The following is a 17255-nucleotide window of genomic DNA, read 5'->3' as shown; positions in this document are numbered from 1 at the left end:
GGTGTACCGATACTCGAGACGCCGTCCCGCCTACTCAGTCGTCCGCCGAGATGCGTGGGTCGACAACTCCGTAGACGAGGTCGACGACGAAGTTCGAGAGGATGACGAACGCCGCGATGATGAAGAAGACGAACTGTATCACGGGGTAGTCTCGAGAGAGGACGGCCTGGACGAGCATCTGACCGATCCCCGGCCAGTTGAACACCGTCTCGATCAGGACCATGCCACCGAGCGCCCACGTCATCGACAGCGGGTACAGCGTGATCAGCGGTAGACTCGCGTGTTTCAGCTGGTGGCGCAGCCGTGCTCTGGGTGTCAGCCCCGCCACCCGGTAGAACTCGTTGAACTCCTGTCTGGTGACGTCGATGAAACTCGTCCGAATAATGAGCGAGGGGAAGTAGAGGTATCTGAACACGATGGCGACGAACGGGAGCGTGTAGTGCATCGCGAAGTCACCGGTGAGATACGGCCGCCACCAGACGGCGTCACGGTACGTCCGCGTCACCTCCGGGCTGACCATTCCCGACGTGGGGAACAGCCCGGCCCACATCGAGAACATCGCGATCAACAGGATTCCGACGAAGAACGACGGGAGCGAACCGACGAAGATGAGCGCACCCAGTCCGTGTTCGCCGGCCCTCGAGTCCCGTCGGGAGCCGATGAGACCACCGATCACCCCGCCGACGACGTACGAGAGCGTGATCGCCGGCGCCACGAGGATGAAGGTGTTGAACATCCGTCTCCGCACGAGGTCCCACACCGGCTCACGGTACTGGACCGACAGCCCCGCATCGAACCCCAGGAAGTTCACGAGATACCTCCCGTACTGGACGTAGAGCGGGTCGTTCAACCCCCAGTTCTCCTTGAACACCGCGATCGATTCGGGATCCGCCCCTCTGTACATCATGATGTCGAGGTAACTGCCCGGCATCAGTCTGAAGAAGAAGAAGAGAAACGTGAGCATGAACCACAGGAGAAACACCGTCTGCAGTGCTCGGGAGCCGACATAGCGCACGCTCACCATCAGCGTCCACCCCCGTGGTGCTCACCGGGAACCGGCGTCCGTACGGCCGTTTCGTCGGTCGGCTCTTCGGTGTAGAGGTGACAGGAGACGCGGTGTGTCGGCTCGAGTGCGACCGGCTCCGGCCGGCGCTCGCAGGCGGGTGTTCGGTCGGGGCAGCGGTCGCCGAACAGACAGCCCGTTCGGTCCCGCCCACCGCCGTCCGGCGTGCCGACGAGAGCCGTTCGCTCGCGCTCTGCGTACGGATCGGGAATCGGTACCGCATCGATGAGCGCCCGCGAGTACGGGTGTGCTGGCTCGCCGAGGAGACGGTTCGTCGGTGCCGACTCGACGACCTCACCGAGATACATCACGCTCACCTCGTCACACAGGTAGCCGACGGTCGAGATGTCGTGTGAGACGTAGAGTACCGAGAGGTCGAGTTCGTCGATCAACGAGGAGAGCATCGAGAGGATGTTCGCCTGCGTCGAGACGTCGAGCATCGACACCGGCTCGTCCGCCAACAACACGCTGGGCTCGAGGACGAGCGCACGAGCGATCGACACCCGCTGTCGCTCGCCGCCGCTCAGCTGGTGGGGGAGCTTCTCGAGGTACCGCTCGACGGGGCGTAACTCGACGCGTTCGACCGCCGTCTCGATGCGTTCGTGTCGGTCGTCGATCGAGTGGACGGCGAGCGGCTCGGCGATCGCTTCGCGTACCGTCAGTTTCGGATCGAGCGACTCGAACGGGTTCTGAAAGACGATCTGGACGTCGCGACGAAACGCCATCCAGTCGCGACGCGAGAACTCGGCGGTCGGTCTCCCGTCGTAGGTCACCGCACCGCCGTCGACCGACTCGAGCCCAGCCAGCACGTCGAGCAACGACGACTTTCCACAGCCACTCTCGCCGACGATTCCGTGTGCGATACCGGGGCGCAGCGCCAGCGACACGTCGTCGACGGCGGTGACCGTCTTCCGGTCACGGCCCATGAGCCTCCCGAGGAACCCACCGCCGCTCCGGTAGCACTTCTCGACGTTTCGCGCCTCCAGTACGGGTGCCGAAGTCACCGTGACCGCCTCACTGACCGCCCGTGCTCGAACAGTCGATCTGACCGGTGACACGTCGTGAGATGGTACTGCGAGGGTGACTCCAGGGCCTGCTGGGGCGTCGGCGCGACGGTCTCACACTCCGCCGTGGCGATCGGACACCGGGTTGCGAACGTACAGTAGCCGCCACCGTCGGTGATCTTCGGCGGGTGGCCCTCGAGCACCTCGAGTTCGGCGTCCGGGTCGCGGACGTCCGGGAACGCGCCCAACAGCTTCCGGGTGTAGGGGTGGTGCGGTGCGTCGTAGATGGCAGTGACGGGTCCGACTTCGGCCAGCTGACCGGAGTGTAACACCGCGAGGTTCGCACACTCTTCCATGACGACGCTCAGGTCGTGTGTGATGAGCAGCACGCCCACGCCCGTCCGCTGCCGGATCTCGTCCAGGTACCGAAACACCTGGTCTTGCATGATGACGTCGAGTGCGGTCGTCGGTTCGTCGGCGATGATCAGCGACGGCTCTAACAGCAACGCCAGCGCGATCATCGCCCGCTGTTTCATCCCACCCGAGAACTGATGTGGGTACTCCGTGACGCGATCCGGCTGGAGTCCAACCGCGTCGAACGCGCGCCGGAACCGATCGTCTACCGTCGCTGCCGAGTGGTCCGTGTGCGTCTGTGCGATCTCGAGTGCCTGATCACACAGACGCTCGAGCGGGTCGAGGCTGTTCATCGATCCCTGTGGGATCCAGGCGATCTCGTTCCACCGGAACTCGCGTCTGAACCGCTCTTCCGACAGCGAGGTCAGCGCCGTTCCGCAGTAGCGGATCTCTCCGGAATCGATCCGTCCGTTCCGGTCGAGACAGCCGATGATCGCCTTCGCGAGCGTGCTCTTTCCGGAGCCGGACTCGCCGACGAGACCGAATATCTCGTTCGCTTCGACACAGAAGGAGACGTCGGAGACGGCGGTCAACTCCCCCGCGTCGGTTCGGTACGTGACGGTGAGATCGTCGATCTCGAGTAGTGGTGTCGTCATGGTCTCTCAGTAGGTCGTTCCGTTCCCCTCGTTTCCGGCCATCGACCCGTACTTCCTGCCGAGCATGCAGAACGAGACGACCAGCGTGGCGATCAGGATCCCCGGCGGGAGTGCCCACCACCACGCACGCGACATCGTCCCGGAGTTGTAGGCGTTTCTGACCATCACGCCCCACGACGGGACGAACGGGTCGGCGATGCCGAGAAACGAGAGGCTGGCCTCGATGAGGATCGAGTGGCCGACACCGAGTGCGAAGAACATGATCGCCATCGGTGCGATGTTCGGGAGCACGTGTCGGACGACGATCCGTGTGTTTCCCGCACCGGTCGCCCGCGCGGCTTTCACGTACGGCCGGGCTTTCAGCTGAAGCACCTGTGCTCTGAGCACCCGCGCCGAGTTTCGCCAGAGTAACAGCCCGATCACCGCGATCGAGGTGTAAAAGCCGATGTTCAACAGCGCAACCAGGACGATCGCGAACGGGATCAGCGGAACGCCGTAGAAGACGTCCGTCATCCGCATCAGCGCGGCGTCGACGTTGCCGCCGTACCAGCCAGCGGTGACGCCGACGAGCAGGCCGACCGAGATGATCAGCCCACCGCCGAGAACGCCAGTCAGGACGGATGGCCGTGCGCCGTAGAGGAGCCTCGAGAGAACGTCGTAACCCTCCCACGTCGTTCCGAGCGGGTGGGCGAGTGAGGGTGTCGCAAGCCGGTGTATTCGCCCATCGACGTACACCGTCTGGTTGTACTCGTAGGGGGCGATCCACGGGCCGACGAGTGCGAGGACGAACGCCCCACAGATGATCGCCAGGTACGTCGTCGTAGTCCGGTCGCTCAGCACGAGTGCGAGTCCCCGACGGACGTTCCGGCGGTACGTCTCGAGTGGGCCGGTGGCGGCTGAGCGATAGGTCATCGGTTACAGGCAGTCGTACTCGTCGGGATCGGGTACCTCACCTTCCGGCCACCGTGGCGAGAGGTCGGTCCCGTCGGGATAGTGCAGTCGTCCGTCTTCGTCCCATCCCCACCCGGCGTCGATCAGGACCTGACGGGCGGCGTCGACCTCGCCACGGGGGTCGTCGACCAGTTTCGTCAGCTGTTCGTCCGGCGGGCGGAACGGGTGTGCTTCGGCCAGTGGACAGGAGTACAGCGGTGCGTCGACTGGCTCGACGAACGCCGTCTCGATCAACCGTTCACGGTCGATCGCCTTCCCCAGTGCAGCCCGGAACTCGTAGAATTTCGTGGGTGCGACCGGAAACTGCGGGTACAGACTGAAGTACATGAATCCCTGGGCGACGTTCGTCTCGGCCGTGTCTGTCAGTTCCCGCTCGATCTCGCTCATCACACCCGGTGCCTGTTCGCAGATGATCTGTACCTCGTTCTGGCTGAACGCCCGGTACTCCGACTGCTGGTCCTGGTAGACGCGCCAGTAGATGCTGCTCTCTGGCTCGTGGAACGGGTGCCCCTCGTGGGGGGTAAGTTCCAAATGTGAGCCCTGCTGGTAGTCCTCGACGACGAACGGCCCGGAGCCGACGATCGGATCGAAGTCGAACTCCTCGGGATTGTCCCGCACGCCGCCGTCGACCCAGGTCTCTTTGTGGAAGACGCCCCACCGCGGCCACACTCCGGTCACCAGCGGCAGGTGCGGCTGTTCGGTGACGAACTCGACGGTCCGGTCGTCGATGGTCGTGATCGACTCGTAGGGGACGGCGGTCGCTTTCGAGTAGATGCCCGCGTTCTCGGCGAGGTGTGAGAACGTAAACGCGACGTCTTCTGCGGTGATCGGGTCGCCGTTGTGGAACGTCCCGTCACGGAGTTCGACGGTGAAGATGGTTCCGTCTGCTTCGACCTCGTACGATTCGGCGAGGACGTTCACGAGTTCGTAGTCCTCGTCGTACGCCACCAGCGGCGAGTGAACGAGCCGGTTCCAGATCGCGAGCCCCGCGGTACTATCCGAAATCGGGAAGTTCCTCGTCTCGAGTGGAACGGGTCCCGTCGCGGCGGTGATGTACTCGTCCTCGAGTGCGCGTGACTTGATGAAGACGTTCGGGTTCGTGCGCGTCAGTCCCGCCTCGCCGACGCCGCCGATTTCGACGGCGTCGGTTCGGTACGCTCCGTGGACCACGTTCGGTGCGAGCGGAATCGTCATCCGGTCTTCGCTCATGATGCTGTGTGCGTTCGCGACCATCTCACGGCGCTCTTCCTCGGAACGGGCGTTGGCCTGCCCGACGGCGAGTTCGGTGAACTCACAGTTGATGTAGTTCTGTGGGTTCGAGTTGCCGTCCCCGCCCGCCCAGTCTCCGGCGAACCGTCGCGTCGTCTCGTGAGGGTCGAGTCGGTCGGGTGCGTTCGAGTGCCACCAGAAGGTCAGTTCGTGTGTCCGCTCGTCGTGGTAGACGTTGCCAACTTGTGCGGTGAAATCGACCGGCTGGATCGAGATTTCGACACCGAGTGCAGACTCGACACTGTCTCTGATCACCGGCGCCATGTTCTCCTGGGTCGTCGTGTGGCCGCCGTAGTCAGACCAGTACTCCATGACGAGCGTGTCGACTCGCTCTCCCAGGTCACGGTCTGGAGTGAGTGCTGCCCGCTCATCGGCAGCGTCACCGCTCGAGTCGGCAGTACAGCCGGCCAGCGTAACCGCCCCGAGCACACCAGCCGTCTTCAACAACGCTCGCCGTTTGACATTCCCGGCAGATTTTTTCATAGAAAATAGGCATTGGATAGAGCTAATAAACGTTTCGAATCTATCGGTATAGTACAATATGTCTTGTCCCGAACACCCTTACAAATCCTATACAATGCAATTTTAGGCCTATATCTCAAATAATCGATCCGTATGGATCGAGAATAACAGATTTGATCTCCCCGACGACAACCACTGCTCGTGTATGGTCATATCCCGAAAACGGTACGCATATCACCCGTCGATCGCCGTCGCGAGGTCGAGCACCTCCAGCACCGCCGTGTCCGCGATTCGGTAGTAGCGCCACTTCCCCTTCTTCCGGGCTTTCACCAGCCCGGACGCGCGCAGCTTTCTGAGGTGGGTCGCGACTGTCGACTGCGGAGCGTCGAGGACGACCTGCAGTTCACAGACACAACACTCTGACTCCCTGAGCGCCGAGACGATCCGTAGCCGGTCTTCGTTCGCGAGCGCCTTGAACACGTCCAGCTGTGCGCCCGTCGTCTCGTCACTGGGCCGGAGGTCGCGCAACGATTCGATGTGCGTCTCCGGGTCACCACCACAGAGTCGGCCGATCGTCTCGTACGCCTCCTCGTCGAGCGGTGTCGATTCACTCATATCGTACGCTCCGGTTCCGTCGCAAATAGCGTTTCGACTGTGAGATCACCGTCACGACTCACACGACTCGTCCGTTACCGCACACGAATCTGTGTCCTCGAAGTACGACTGCAATCCGGCAGGTACGCGATACGCCGGCGCGTTCTCGCCGGCCGCGCGGCCGACGGCCACGAGCAAGCTCTCGACGAGCAACTCGGCCGAGGGCGTCTGTCCGACCGCTCCGTCTTCGACCCACAGCCGACAGCCGCTGTGGTCACCTCCCGTTTCGCCCGTTAGCGATTCGTAGGCGGCGTGTTCGACGTACTGCGGCTGTGCGTCTCGCCCGTCGATCCTGATCGTCGGGAGGACCTCGAGGCGTGCGTGACGCGCGTCGTCCACTCCCGAAATCGGTACCTTCCGCAGCTCGAGTTCGGCACCGATCCGGTCGAACAGCGGTGCCACACTCGAGATCGCCTCCTCGAGAGCGCGTTCCGTCTCGTGACACCGCCCACACGATTCTTCCAAGAAGAAGAAATCGACGACGATGGTCTGTTTCGCGTAGCTTCGTGCCGCTCTCGTTTCGACGGTGACTGCGGGATGCATGCGTGATCAGTTATCCACATCGTATTAATGCAATATATCCTTTCCGTTCCAGCCGGGAAGCCGTGGGCCGGCTAGATCGCGTTGAACAGCAGCCCGACGGTGATTCCGATGCTGACGACCGTCACGACGTAGATCGCGAGGAGCGTTCGGTCGAACAGTTTGTTGAGCATGATGAGGTTCGGGATGCTCACGCCGGCACCGCCGATCACGAACGCGAGTACCGTCCCGACCGGTACGCCCTGGTCGGCGAGCGAGGACGCGATTGGAAGCATCGCCTCGAGGCTGACGTAGAGCGGGGCACCGGCGATCGCTGCGATGATGACTGCGAACGGGTTCCCGGGTCCGATGAGCCGCTGGATCGTCTCCTGGGGAACGACACCGTAGAGGAACGCCCCGATACCGATGCCGAGAACCAGGTACGGCAACATTCCGACGAAGAACGACCAGGCGTCCCCACCTGCGGCTTTGACGCGCACTTTGTGAGAGGGCGGAGTCACAGCGCCGCCACACTGGGTACCTCCGCAGGTCCCACCGTCGGAGACTGCAGTCTGCTGGCCGGTCCGATTCAGCTCCACATCTTTGACGTGCCGTTGGAGGTCGAACCGTCCGATGAGGACTCCGGCAACGACGGCAGCCAGGAACGTCGTCACGATGTACAACACCGTGATCGGAACGCCGAACAGGCCGAGTAAGAGGATGACTGCGATGTAATTGACCAGCGGCGAGGCGAGCAGGAACGAGAACGATAGCCCGATCGGAGCACCCGCCTGTAAGAGCCCCGCGAGGATCGGCACCGTCGAACACGAACAGAACGGTGTGATCGCACCCATCCCCGCTGCGTAGACGTTCCCGCTTCCCTCGTCACGCTCGCGAAGTGCTTTCTCGACACGTTCCGGTGGCAGGTACTCCCGTGCCAACCCGACGAGAAACGACGCCAGCAGGAACAACGGAATCAACACGACCGCCAGTTCGACGAAGTACGCTGCAGCGTCGCCGAGTGACGCCTCGAGCTCCGGGCTAATCACGTCTCGCCACCCCGCGGATGTGTACGGTGTGTACCCATCGACCAACTCTGGATCTATAAATCACAATTCGTACCTCGGAACATACTCGTCACTCACTCACACTCTGGAGAGTCGTCGGTACCTGCGTCCGTGATTTCGTAGGCACATTCACAGTCCTGTGTCTCCGAGCCGCCCGTGAACAGCCGACTGAGCCAGCCGGTGATGCCTGATCTCTTCGACATACATGTATTGAGTTATCTCGATTTGTATTAATGCTTTGGGTTGCAGCCTGCTGGTCCCGGTGTTCATCGCCGGCTACCTCGAGAACAACACCCGTCGTACGACCGACGGACGCAGGAGCGACGTCGGCTGTTCTTTCAACAACAGCACTCGTATGTACGCGTCGGTCAGGGTCCCGTCGTCGTGGGCCTTGCGTAGCAGCCGGCCAACGTACCGGTTGAACAGGTTCGTCCCGAGTGAATTCGTCCCGTCCGCTCGGTCGTACGCGAGGTCGTTCGCAGTCGCCGTCTCCCACATCGGATCGAGAATCGAGCGCACGGTCTCGAAGTACCGTCCCGACACGTTGTCGCCCTCCGCGAGCACGTGATGGAGCGCCAGTGCCTCGAGTGCGGCGATCGACATCCCTTGCCCGTAGAGCGGATTGATACTCGCGAGCGCATCGCCGACGACGACCAGCCCATCCGGACGGCGCTCGAGGTCTTCGTACCGCCGTCTGATGCTCGACGGAAACGGATAGTGCGTTAGATCCCGGTCTTCCCAGGCGTCGGCTCCGAGCCGTCCGAGTTCTCCGGTCGGGAGGCTCTCGGCGAACGCCCGCACGCTCTCGGCGTCGGTCGGCGCGTCGTCCCCGTACATTCCCTGTACTGCGAGGTGCCACTGGCCGTCCTCGATCGGGATTGCGACGCCACCGCGCGTACGCGGCGGCGCAGGTGGGACGAACACCAGACGCCGGCAGTCTCGTGGTCTGTCGATGACTGTCGTGGTGTAGGTGACTTCTACCGACAGTTCGTCCACCGGTGGGCGTTCGTATCCGTTCTCCTCGAGCCAGGCTGGCGTCTTCGAGGTCCGGCCAGTCGCATCCACGACGACGTCCGCCTCGAGTGCTTCCGTTTGCCCGTCCGGGCCTGCGATACGGACGCCACAGACCGCACCGTCGTCGAGGTCGACCTCCACCAGTCGCCGCTCTGGCCGGCACGCTACGTTGTCGAGCGTCGCGACTCGTCGACGGACCACTCCTTCGAAGAGCGCTCTGCTCGCACAGTACATCGGGTGTTGGTTCGGTCCCTGCGCCAACAGACCGCCCGCGGCGAAGTACTCCATGTCGCTCGCGCCGTCGATCATCAGCCCGCCACTCGAGAGCACGTCCTCACAGAATCCGGGAAACAACTCTTCGAGGACTTCCCGACCGGCTTCTAACAGGGCGTGTGGCTGTGCCATCTGTGGGACGCCCCGTCGAAGTACCGGCTCGTCCGGTAGTGGGTCCTTCTCGACGAGCACGACACGCTCGGCGTAGTCGGCGAGCACCCGTGCAGCACACAGCCCCGCGATGCCTCCGCCGACGACGACGCACTGGTCGTTGTTCACCGCTGTTCTCTCCGGCCGATACCGTCCCATCGTTCTCACCGACATGTCGATTGTGGTGATGGTTCCCGCCTCGGTCGGTTAACTCTGCCTATTCAAATCGGTATCTGTAGATATGTGGTCGCCGTATCTGCGATGTGGCTGCCGAAAATACGACGGATGGAACGCATCAGTCACTGGAAACAGATGTCGTTTTGGCCGAGGGAGCCACCCCACGGTACTGTAGACAGGTATCGGGAATGTATCGAGCAATCTCGGTTGGTTTCGTCCCCCTCGGACTCGCTCTACGGTCCCGAATCGAAGACCCGGCATCGGCTCCCACACGGTGACACCGAACTCCTCGAGGATTCTGCCGCCACTGGATTTGTTATAGCGCTATGTGATTTACACATTTCCAAACGGGAAGTACAGCGGTCTACTCCCCCACACTCCGTACATTCGCCAGTCTCGTAACCCACTTCGTTAAACAGCAGTTTAACCACGTGACTTTATGGGGGTCGACACTGTACCCCGACTACGAATGTCTCCGTCACCGAACCGCCGGGTAAACCGCGAGGCGGGCGTCACAGACGCCCTCGAGCGGTATCTCGCCTCGCTCGACGCGGGTGGCTCGCGCTCGACGATGCGCTCGCCGCTCTCGCGCTTCGCCGACTGGTGTTCGACCGCAGGTGTCGACCGTGTCGCAGACCTCGACGCCCGCGACCTCCGCGAGTACGGTCTCCACCTCCGCGAGCGCCACGCCGACGGCGAGATCAGCGCCTCCACGGCGAACACCTACTTCAAGTACGTCCGGGCGTTCCTCTCCTTCTGCGTCCGCGACGAACTGCTCGAGTCGAACCCGGCGAACACGAACCGGGCGACGGAGTTGCTCCCCGAGCAACGGGGGAGACGAGACACCCAGTTCTGGACGCGGGCACAGCGCACCCGCCTCGTCTCCTACGCGAGCGAGCGCGTCGAGATGGCGCTCGAGGGGACGGTCGACGTCTCCCGACCCGTCGCGTTCCGTGACCGAGCCATCGTCGTCGTCCTCGCCGACACGGGCGTCCGCGGGGCCGAACTGTTTCGGGACACGCGCGACGACGACCGCCCCGGTCTCACCTGGGGTGACGTCGACCTCGAGCGCGGCACGCTCGAGGTGTTCGGCAAGTCCCGCGAGTACGAAACCGTCGGCTTACCCACCGATGCGAATGCGGCGCTCGAGCAACTCGCGCGCGTCCTCGAGCCACCGACCGACGAGTGGCCGGTGTTTCCCACCGCCCACGCACCCTCGATCTACCGGGCGGTTCGGAGGGCGCTCGGCGACGAGTTCGCGCCCGACGAACTCGAGGCGCTGCTCGCGGAGCGCGACATCGACGACCTGCTGCGCGAGTACGGCGTTTCGCCGCCGTCGCTCACCAAAGCGGGTGGCCGGCGGGTCCTGAAACGGCTCACGGCCGAGGCGGGAATCGACGTCGACGGTGGCTACCTGAAACCCCACGGTGCGCGTCGTGCACTCGGTGCGGAGCTGTACGCGAGCGGCCACTCCGAACTCGCCCAGTCGGCGCTGCGCCACAAGTCGATCGAGACGACCCACGAGACCTACACCGACATCCAGGCGACCGACGTCGCGAGGAGTATCGACGAGATCCGGAAGTGACTCGACGCTCAGGCGAGTGGCCGAACGAGTTATGAACCGCCCCTCGCGATCACAGTCGATGACTGAGCCAGTGCGGTACGGCATCGTCGGCGTCGCCGGCATCGGTGAGACACACGCGGACGCACTCGAGCGGGTGCCCGGTGTGGACCTGGTCGCGTGTGCGGACCTGAACCGTGCGGCGGCGGAGTCGTTCGCCGCCGAGCGTGGCTGTCGAGCCTACACCGATCCGACGGCGATGATCCGGGATGCGGCCGTCGACGCGGTGAGCGTCTGTACGCCGAGTGGCACGCACGCCGAGGTGTCGATCGAGTGTGTGGAGACCGGTGCCCACGTGCTCTGTGAGAAACCGCTCGACGTCTACGGCGTGCGTATCGACGCGATGATCGACGCCGCCGACGCCGCGGGCGTCACCCTCGCGGGCGTCTTCCAGCGGCGGGCCTACCCCTGTCACCAGCGGGCGCGTCGGGCCGTCGCGGACGGTGACCTCGGCCGGATGGTGCTCGGAACGGCGACGGTGAAGTGGCATCGCCCCCAGTCGTACTACGACTCGGCGGCCTGGCGCGGAACAAGGGAGATGGACGGTGGCTGCCTGCTGAACCAGGCGATCCACGTGATCGACCTGCTGCAGTGGATCGGCGGCGGTGTCTCGGGACTGTACGCACGCACGGACACCCTCGCCAGGGAGATGGAGTGTGAAGACAGCGCCGCGGTCCTCCTCGAGTTCGAGAACGGTGCCCCCGGAACGATCGAGGCGACGACCGCGACGCAGGGCGGGACCTCCCGCCTCGAGATCAACGGAACGGCGGGGTCGTACAACGACACCGAGTTCTCGATGGGCGAGGGTATCCCGGCGATCGACGCCGGAGGGCCGCTCGAGTGGGGTGTAGCTCACACCGAGGTCGTCCGGGACTTCGTCGAATCGGTCCGCGACGGGCGAGCGCCGATGGTTCCGGCCCGGGAGGCGCGGACGGCGGTCGACCTCGTTCTCGCGATCTACGAATCCGCCGCGCGCGAGGCGTGGATCGATTTCGACGCGTTTCGCGCCGGTGACTACGAGTAGCCGGCGCCTTCGGGCCACCCCGCGACCGGCGAGACTGCGTCACTCGGAGGTCGCCTCGACTGCCTCGAGACAGTCGACCAGCGCCTTCGCCCCGACCTCGTACCCCTCGGGACCGCTGTAGCCACTCATCGCGCCGGCGATCGCCAGGTGTGGCTCGAGCGAGACCGGTCCCTCGAACCCACGCGCCTGGAGGGCGGCGAGCGTCTCCGGAATCCGACCGTCGCCCTCGCCGGCGGGGACGATGCTGGCGCGCTCACCGGCGGTCGCGTCCTTGATGTGTAGCTGATCGACGAACTCGACGAGCTGCAAGAGGGCGTCGGGGTACGGCGTCGACCCGATCTCGAGGAAGTTCGCCGGGTCGAAGACCGCCCGAAAGTTCGGCGAATCGATCGCCGTCAGCAGGTCCCGACACCGTTCGGGCGTGTCGCCGTAGATGTCTTTCTCGTTCTCGTGGAGCAAGGTGATCCCGACCGCTTCTGCCCGTTCGACCTTCCGTCGGGTCCGGCGCAGGACCTCCTCGCGGTAGTCCGCGGGCCGCTCGTTCTCGGGGATGTAGTAGGAGAACAGCCGGATGTACGCCGTCTCGAAGGTCTGTGCCATCTCGAGTGCGGTCTCGAAGCGCTCGAAGTGTGGCTCGAACTCGTCGGTCACGTCGATCTTCCCGATCGGCGACCCGATCGACGTGACGCCGATGTCGCGCTCTGCGAGCGCGTCCGTGACCCGCTCGACTTGCTCGTCCGAGAGGTCGAGGACGTTCGTGTTCTCGACGCTGCGAAGGTCGAGGTGTTCGATCCCGAGTCGCTCGAGGAGGTCGAGTTGCGTCTCGAGGTCGGCGTCGATCTCATCGGCGAACCCGCTGACGACGAAGGTGTGACCGGCCATCAACAGCGAAGAGTGGTAGACGGCGTATTCAACCTTCGGGTCCCGGATTCGTGGCGAGGCGACGAGTCCGCTCTCGAGTCCGCGCCGTCCGACACTGGTCTCGAGCGAGGGTGAGGTTTCAGACGCCGCTGAACGCGGCGAACCCGCCGTCGACCGGAATCACCGTTCCGGTGACGAACGCAGAGCCGGGTGCGAGCAGCCAGCAGACGGTCGTCGCGAGGTCCGCTGGCTCGCCGAACCGGCCCTGGGGCGTGTGGTCGATGATCTGCTGGCCGCGCTCGGTGTACTCACCGGTCTCCTCGTCGAGCAACAGGTAGCGGTTCTGTTCCGTGAGGAAGAACCCGGGAGCGATGGCGTTGACCCGAATCGCCGGCGAGTACTCCTGGGCGACGTGGACGGCCAGCCACTCGGTGAAGTTCGAGACGGCCGCTTTCGCCCCCGAGTAGCCCGGAATCTTCGTCAACGGGGTCACCGCAGCCATCGAGGAGACGTTCACGATCACGCCCTCACCCTGCTCGACCATGTACTCGCCGAAGGCCTGCGAGGCGAGTACCGTCCCGAGGAAGTTGACGTTCACCACCTGCTCGAGCCCTGCCTTCGGCAGGTCGAAAAACGAGGTCTCCGCACCGGTCGTCGCGTCGGGGTGGTTCCCACCCGCCGCGTTGATCAGGGCGTCGATGCGGCCGTACTCCTCGACGACCATCTCGGCGGCGGCCTCGAGTTCCGCCCGTTCGAGCACCGACGCCGGTATCGTGAGGTTCTCGATGTCGCGTGCGGTGAGCGTCTCGCTCGCCTCCTCGAGTGCGGTCTCGTCTCGAGCGAGGAGGACGACGGTTGCGCCACGCTCACCGATCGCTCGCGCCATCTCGGAGCCGAGCACCCCCGACCCGCCCGTAATCACACACACCGTCCCATCGAGGTCGAACGCTGGAGCGTCACTCATCGGTATTCTGTCTACACTACTCGTGCTCGAGACGATGTAGGTTCTGAATCCCGACGGTCTCGAGACCGGTGTTCCGAACCATCGAACGTATCCCTTCGGACTGGAGACGGTGGGCTGGGTGGTGACTCCACTCCGGTGGCCCGTTCTCCGAACTGCCCCGGTAGGCTGGCGCGTTCACTACAGTTCGTCTCGCAGATACACGCCGAGGTAGCCACCGAGTGCGCTCAGCCCAACCGTCCAGATCGCTCCGAACACGAGCATGAACAGGAGGAACAGGAACGCGAACCCAGCCATGTTCCCCATTGAGAGGAAGCCGATAACGAGAATTCCGAAGAAGAGCATCGGAACAAGTGCAATTGCACCCGATATCGCCCCGATACGGACACCATCCGTCCGCTCTAAGTACCCTGCAACTGCCCCGCCAGCGACCGGCGAAATCATCGTGAACGAGAGCAAGACAGTGACGACTGCCCCAATCAACGCGTTAATCAGCGAACTCGACTGTGAATCACTCATCGGCGTTATTTGCCCGATGATCTGTTATAGAACTATCTTTTTTTGGCTCGTTTGCCTGCGATGGATGGCTCGCAGCTCAGAATTGACCCGAGAGCGTGTCTGTGCTGTGAGGAATGCCTAAGCCCCTCGAGCGACTACCACGGTCGGATGGACGACGCAACGTCGACGGAGGCGGGCACCCACACCGCACCTCGGACAGACGTCTCGCAGAACCAGGGCCCGTTTCGCATTCACTTCACCTTCCCCGGCCGGGCCGTCCCGGATCACGACGACCACGGCTACGGGCCGCTCGCGACCGTCGTCGAGTCGTTCATGGATCCCGGGACGGTGATTCCGATGCACCAGCACCGGAACGAGGAGATCATCTCCTGGGTCCCTGCGGGCGTGATGCGCCACGACGACCACGAGGGGAACGAACTGGTTACCGACAGCGACCACCTCATGGTGATGAACGCCGGCAGCGGGTTCTGGCATGCCGAGGAGACGTTCGCGGACGACCCACCGCTGCGAATGCTCCAGCTCTTCGTCCGGCCGCACAGTCTGGGTCTCGAACCCGGCATCCAACACGAACCGATTCCCGACCCGGCCGAAAACGAGTGGCGACACCTGTTCGGTCCCGAAGACGGTGACGCCCCACTGTACGTTCGCAACGCCGTCCACTGCTACGACTGCCGACTCGAGGAGGGGACGACCGTCGCGCTCCCCCGTCAGGCGAGGTGGGATACCTACCTCTACGTGTTCGAGGGCGCGCTCGAGGTCGGTGCCGAAACGGTCGGCTACACCGAGAGCGCACTCGTCACCGGCGGAACCGATCCAGCCGTGACGGCGCTCGAGGCGTCCGTGGTCCTCGCGTTCTGTCTCGACCCGTCGGCACCGATTACGCGGCGGGGGACGATCGGTCGGTGAAGGCCGTACGCGCCGGGCCGACGAGTGTGGGCGGCTCGAGGTGTCCCGGCTCGAGTGTGACACCAAACGCTGCGTTCGCTCACGTCAGGTGTCGTGACGCCGCGTCTGCTGTCGAACGTGCTGTAGGAACTGGAGCGTGATCGCGGCAGCCTCCAGTCGCTCCTCTACGGTAGTGTCGCCGTACGCTGCGACCGAACACACTTCGGTGACCTGTCGGTAGGCGTCGGTGAAGTCGGCGTACTCCGCGCCCAGTGACTCGAGCGAGAGCAACAGACGGGTGTTCGACGCGTGGTCTCTCGGCTCTCCCAGGTAGGTCGCCACCTCGAGTGCGACGTCTCTGAGGAGGCGGTCGAACGCCTCCTGTGGGTCCGCTTCGACGCGGTCGGCCAGGTGGGGGAGGTACGTCTCGAGCGTCGAGACCGACAGCGAAACCGATTCGGCCGCTGGCTGCGCCGACCTGGTCTGCGGCGACCGGGTCTGTGCTGGAGGCGTACCGTCCGCGCTCTCCTCGAGCGTCACGACCGCTTCGTCGGCCGTCACGAGCTGTCGTTTTTCGAAGACGATCGTGGTACCCTCTGCTCCCACGGAGATCTGTGAAATCTCTCCGAGGATCCCAAAGAGGAGTAACACGACGCCGACTGCGATGGTCAACAGCGCGATCTGTAGCCACGTCAACGTGATCTCCTCGAAGACGACGTCTACTGCTACGAAGACGAACAGGGCGGCTACGAGGACGAGAACGACGAATTGTTGAAATTTTGTCGGCATGTGTAGACACGACTACACCATCACCCATAATACCCGAGCGCCTCACGGACGAACCGATCGACCCGGCCGCGTGGGACCGTCCGCCCCGCGTGGTCGGCCGGGTCGATCTCCGGAAGGCTGATCTCGGCAGGCTCGAACAGCAGCCCCACCTTCGCCTCTCCCTCACCGGCGCGTTTTCGTTCGACCAGCGTCCGCGTTCGCTCGAGGAACGACGGCTCGACCCAGGGTTCGTCGCGAACGTCCTCGAGAAACTGCGGAAAGTCGAGCGGCGGAAACCGGTGAGTCTCGCGGACGAAAGCCGCGTAGAGCACCGCCCGGGCGACGTAGAGGTGGCGCTTGACGGTCCGGTCGGCCGCTCCCTCCTCGTAGTCACCTGCAGGGACGCGGACCGGCCCGTCGCCCTCGTTCTCGCCGTCCCCAGCAGGCATCGCCAGCCAGCTGTCACCATCGCGCTCGAGGAGCAGGTACGCGAGGTCGCCGCCTTCGAGCAGCCGTCCCTGTAGATATTTGCGGTACTGGCGGGTGGCGAGCGAGCGGTAGTGGTGGTAGAGCGCCATCGGGGCGAAGACGTTCCCCACGTCGGCCTCGAGTGCTGCGAGCGGGCCGAACTCGCGGTAGCGACGCGGGCTGTGGAGGAACTCGAACGCGCTCGGATTCGAGTCGGCCAGCAACTCGGCGAACCGCCGGACGTTCCAGCCACGACACTCGTAGGTGCCGGCTGTGTGCTCGAGCGTTGCCACGTAGCCGTCGAGGGTGGCGTACTCGACCGGCCGCTGGGCGAAGAGCACGCAGACGTCGGTGTCACTCGCCGGGTCGGCCAGGTTCCAGGCGCGACTGCCGACGTCGCGGGCGGCGAGAACGCACACCTCGTGTTCGTCGGCGACCGACTCGAGCACCTCCTCGACGGCTGGCTCCATACCTCGCGTTCGTGTCCCGGTGGTAACTCGGTACCGATCAGAGAACCGGGCACACCGCTCGAGAC

Annotated in this window: 18 protein-coding genes; 3 read left to right on the top strand and 15 right to left on the bottom strand. The window is 64.1% G+C overall.

Annotation, left to right across the window (positions count from 1 at the left end; translation table 11 throughout):
• Nucleotides 1-34: 34 nt before the first annotated feature.
• From N0B15_RS13165 to N0B15_RS13120, 10 genes are all read right to left on the bottom strand, one after another.
• On the bottom strand, nt 35-1024 hold the full coding sequence (locus N0B15_RS13165) for an ABC transporter permease (protein ID WP_263020171.1): 990 nt from the start codon (nt 1022-1024) through the stop codon (nt 35-37).
• Nucleotides 1024-2067, bottom strand: a complete 1044-nt coding sequence (locus tag N0B15_RS13160) for an oligopeptide/dipeptide ABC transporter ATP-binding protein (RefSeq protein WP_263020170.1) — start codon at nt 2065-2067, stop codon at nt 1024-1026. Before N0B15_RS13160 ends, N0B15_RS13165 begins: the two co-directional genes overlap by 1 nt.
• Nucleotides 2064-3077 (bottom strand): ABC transporter ATP-binding protein, encoded by a 1014-nt coding sequence (locus N0B15_RS13155; protein ID WP_263020169.1) that lies wholly within the window; start codon nt 3075-3077, stop codon nt 2064-2066. Before N0B15_RS13155 ends, N0B15_RS13160 begins: the two co-directional genes overlap by 4 nt.
• 6 nt (nt 3078-3083) lie before the next feature.
• Complete coding sequence (locus N0B15_RS13150; protein WP_263020168.1) at nt 3084-3989, bottom strand: ABC transporter permease; 906 nt, start codon at nt 3987-3989, stop codon at nt 3084-3086.
• Between the two features lie 3 nt (nt 3990-3992).
• The gene (locus tag N0B15_RS13145) at nt 3993-5780 is read right to left on the bottom strand and encodes an ABC transporter substrate-binding protein (RefSeq protein ID WP_263020167.1); all 1788 of its coding nucleotides are present in this window, start codon (nt 5778-5780) and stop codon (nt 3993-3995) included.
• A 213-nt stretch (nt 5781-5993) separates the two neighbouring features.
• Nucleotides 5994-6374 carry an ArsR/SmtB family transcription factor gene (locus N0B15_RS13140; protein WP_263020166.1) on the bottom strand — a complete coding sequence of 127 codons (381 nt, stop codon included), beginning with the start codon at nt 6372-6374 and terminating at the stop codon, nt 5994-5996.
• 51 nt (nt 6375-6425) lie between these two features.
• Nucleotides 6426-6956 (bottom strand): DUF2703 domain-containing protein, encoded by a 531-nt coding sequence (locus N0B15_RS13135; protein WP_263020165.1) that lies wholly within the window; start codon nt 6954-6956, stop codon nt 6426-6428.
• 71 nt (nt 6957-7027) lie between these two features.
• On the bottom strand, nt 7028-7981 hold the full coding sequence (locus tag N0B15_RS13130; protein ID WP_263020164.1) for a permease: 954 nt from the start codon (nt 7979-7981) through the stop codon (nt 7028-7030).
• A 92-nt stretch (nt 7982-8073) separates the two neighbouring features.
• Nucleotides 8074-8202 (bottom strand): hypothetical protein, encoded by a 129-nt coding sequence (locus tag N0B15_RS13125; protein WP_263020163.1) that lies wholly within the window; start codon nt 8200-8202, stop codon nt 8074-8076.
• A gap of 73 nt (nt 8203-8275) precedes the next feature.
• Nucleotides 8276-9565: an FAD-dependent oxidoreductase gene (locus N0B15_RS13120; protein WP_263020162.1), complete on the bottom strand. Its 1290-nt coding sequence runs from the start codon at nt 9563-9565 to the stop codon at nt 8276-8278.
• Between the two features lie 517 nt (nt 9566-10082).
• On the opposite strand from N0B15_RS13120, the gene N0B15_RS13115 reads away from it, so the two are divergent.
• Together N0B15_RS13115 and N0B15_RS13110 are read left to right on the top strand one after the other, a co-directional pair.
• Nucleotides 10083-11198, top strand: coding sequence for a tyrosine-type recombinase/integrase (locus tag N0B15_RS13115; protein ID WP_263020161.1), 1116 nt, complete (start codon nt 10083-10085; stop codon nt 11196-11198).
• A gap of 58 nt (nt 11199-11256) precedes the next feature.
• A complete protein-coding gene (locus N0B15_RS13110; RefSeq protein WP_263020160.1) occupies nt 11257-12258 on the top strand; it encodes a Gfo/Idh/MocA family protein in 1002 nt (333 codons plus the stop codon).
• 39 nt (nt 12259-12297) lie between these two features.
• Here the strand turns inward: N0B15_RS13110 and N0B15_RS13105 are convergent, their stop codons facing one another.
• From N0B15_RS13105 to N0B15_RS13095, 3 genes are all read right to left on the bottom strand, one after another.
• A complete protein-coding gene (locus tag N0B15_RS13105; RefSeq protein ID WP_263020159.1) occupies nt 12298-13140 on the bottom strand; it encodes a sugar phosphate isomerase/epimerase family protein in 843 nt (280 codons plus the stop codon).
• A 118-nt stretch (nt 13141-13258) separates the two neighbouring features.
• Nucleotides 13259-14083, bottom strand: coding sequence for an SDR family oxidoreductase (locus tag N0B15_RS13100; RefSeq protein WP_263020158.1), 825 nt, complete (start codon nt 14081-14083; stop codon nt 13259-13261).
• A 177-nt stretch (nt 14084-14260) separates the two neighbouring features.
• Nucleotides 14261-14599: a DUF5518 domain-containing protein gene (locus tag N0B15_RS13095; protein ID WP_263020157.1), complete on the bottom strand. Its 339-nt coding sequence runs from the start codon at nt 14597-14599 to the stop codon at nt 14261-14263.
• A 147-nt stretch (nt 14600-14746) separates the two neighbouring features.
• On the opposite strand from N0B15_RS13095, the gene N0B15_RS13090 reads away from it, so the two are divergent.
• On the top strand, nt 14747-15505 hold the full coding sequence (locus N0B15_RS13090) for a pirin family protein (RefSeq protein WP_263020156.1): 759 nt from the start codon (nt 14747-14749) through the stop codon (nt 15503-15505).
• A gap of 84 nt (nt 15506-15589) precedes the next feature.
• Here N0B15_RS13090 and N0B15_RS13085 read toward each other — a convergent pair whose 3' ends face one another.
• Together N0B15_RS13085 and N0B15_RS13080 are read right to left on the bottom strand one after the other, a co-directional pair.
• Complete coding sequence (locus N0B15_RS13085; RefSeq protein ID WP_263020155.1) at nt 15590-16273, bottom strand: hypothetical protein; 684 nt, start codon at nt 16271-16273, stop codon at nt 15590-15592.
• A 20-nt stretch (nt 16274-16293) separates the two neighbouring features.
• A complete protein-coding gene (locus N0B15_RS13080) occupies nt 16294-17190 on the bottom strand; it encodes a nucleotidyltransferase domain-containing protein (RefSeq protein WP_263020154.1) in 897 nt (298 codons plus the stop codon).
• Between the last annotated feature and the right edge of the window lie 65 nt (nt 17191-17255).

This window comes from Natronobiforma cellulositropha (assembly GCF_025629245.1).
GTDB lineage: Archaea > Halobacteriota > Halobacteria > Halobacteriales > Natrialbaceae > Natronobiforma > Natronobiforma cellulositropha.
This window is presented reverse-complemented; position numbering and strand designations above follow the sequence as displayed.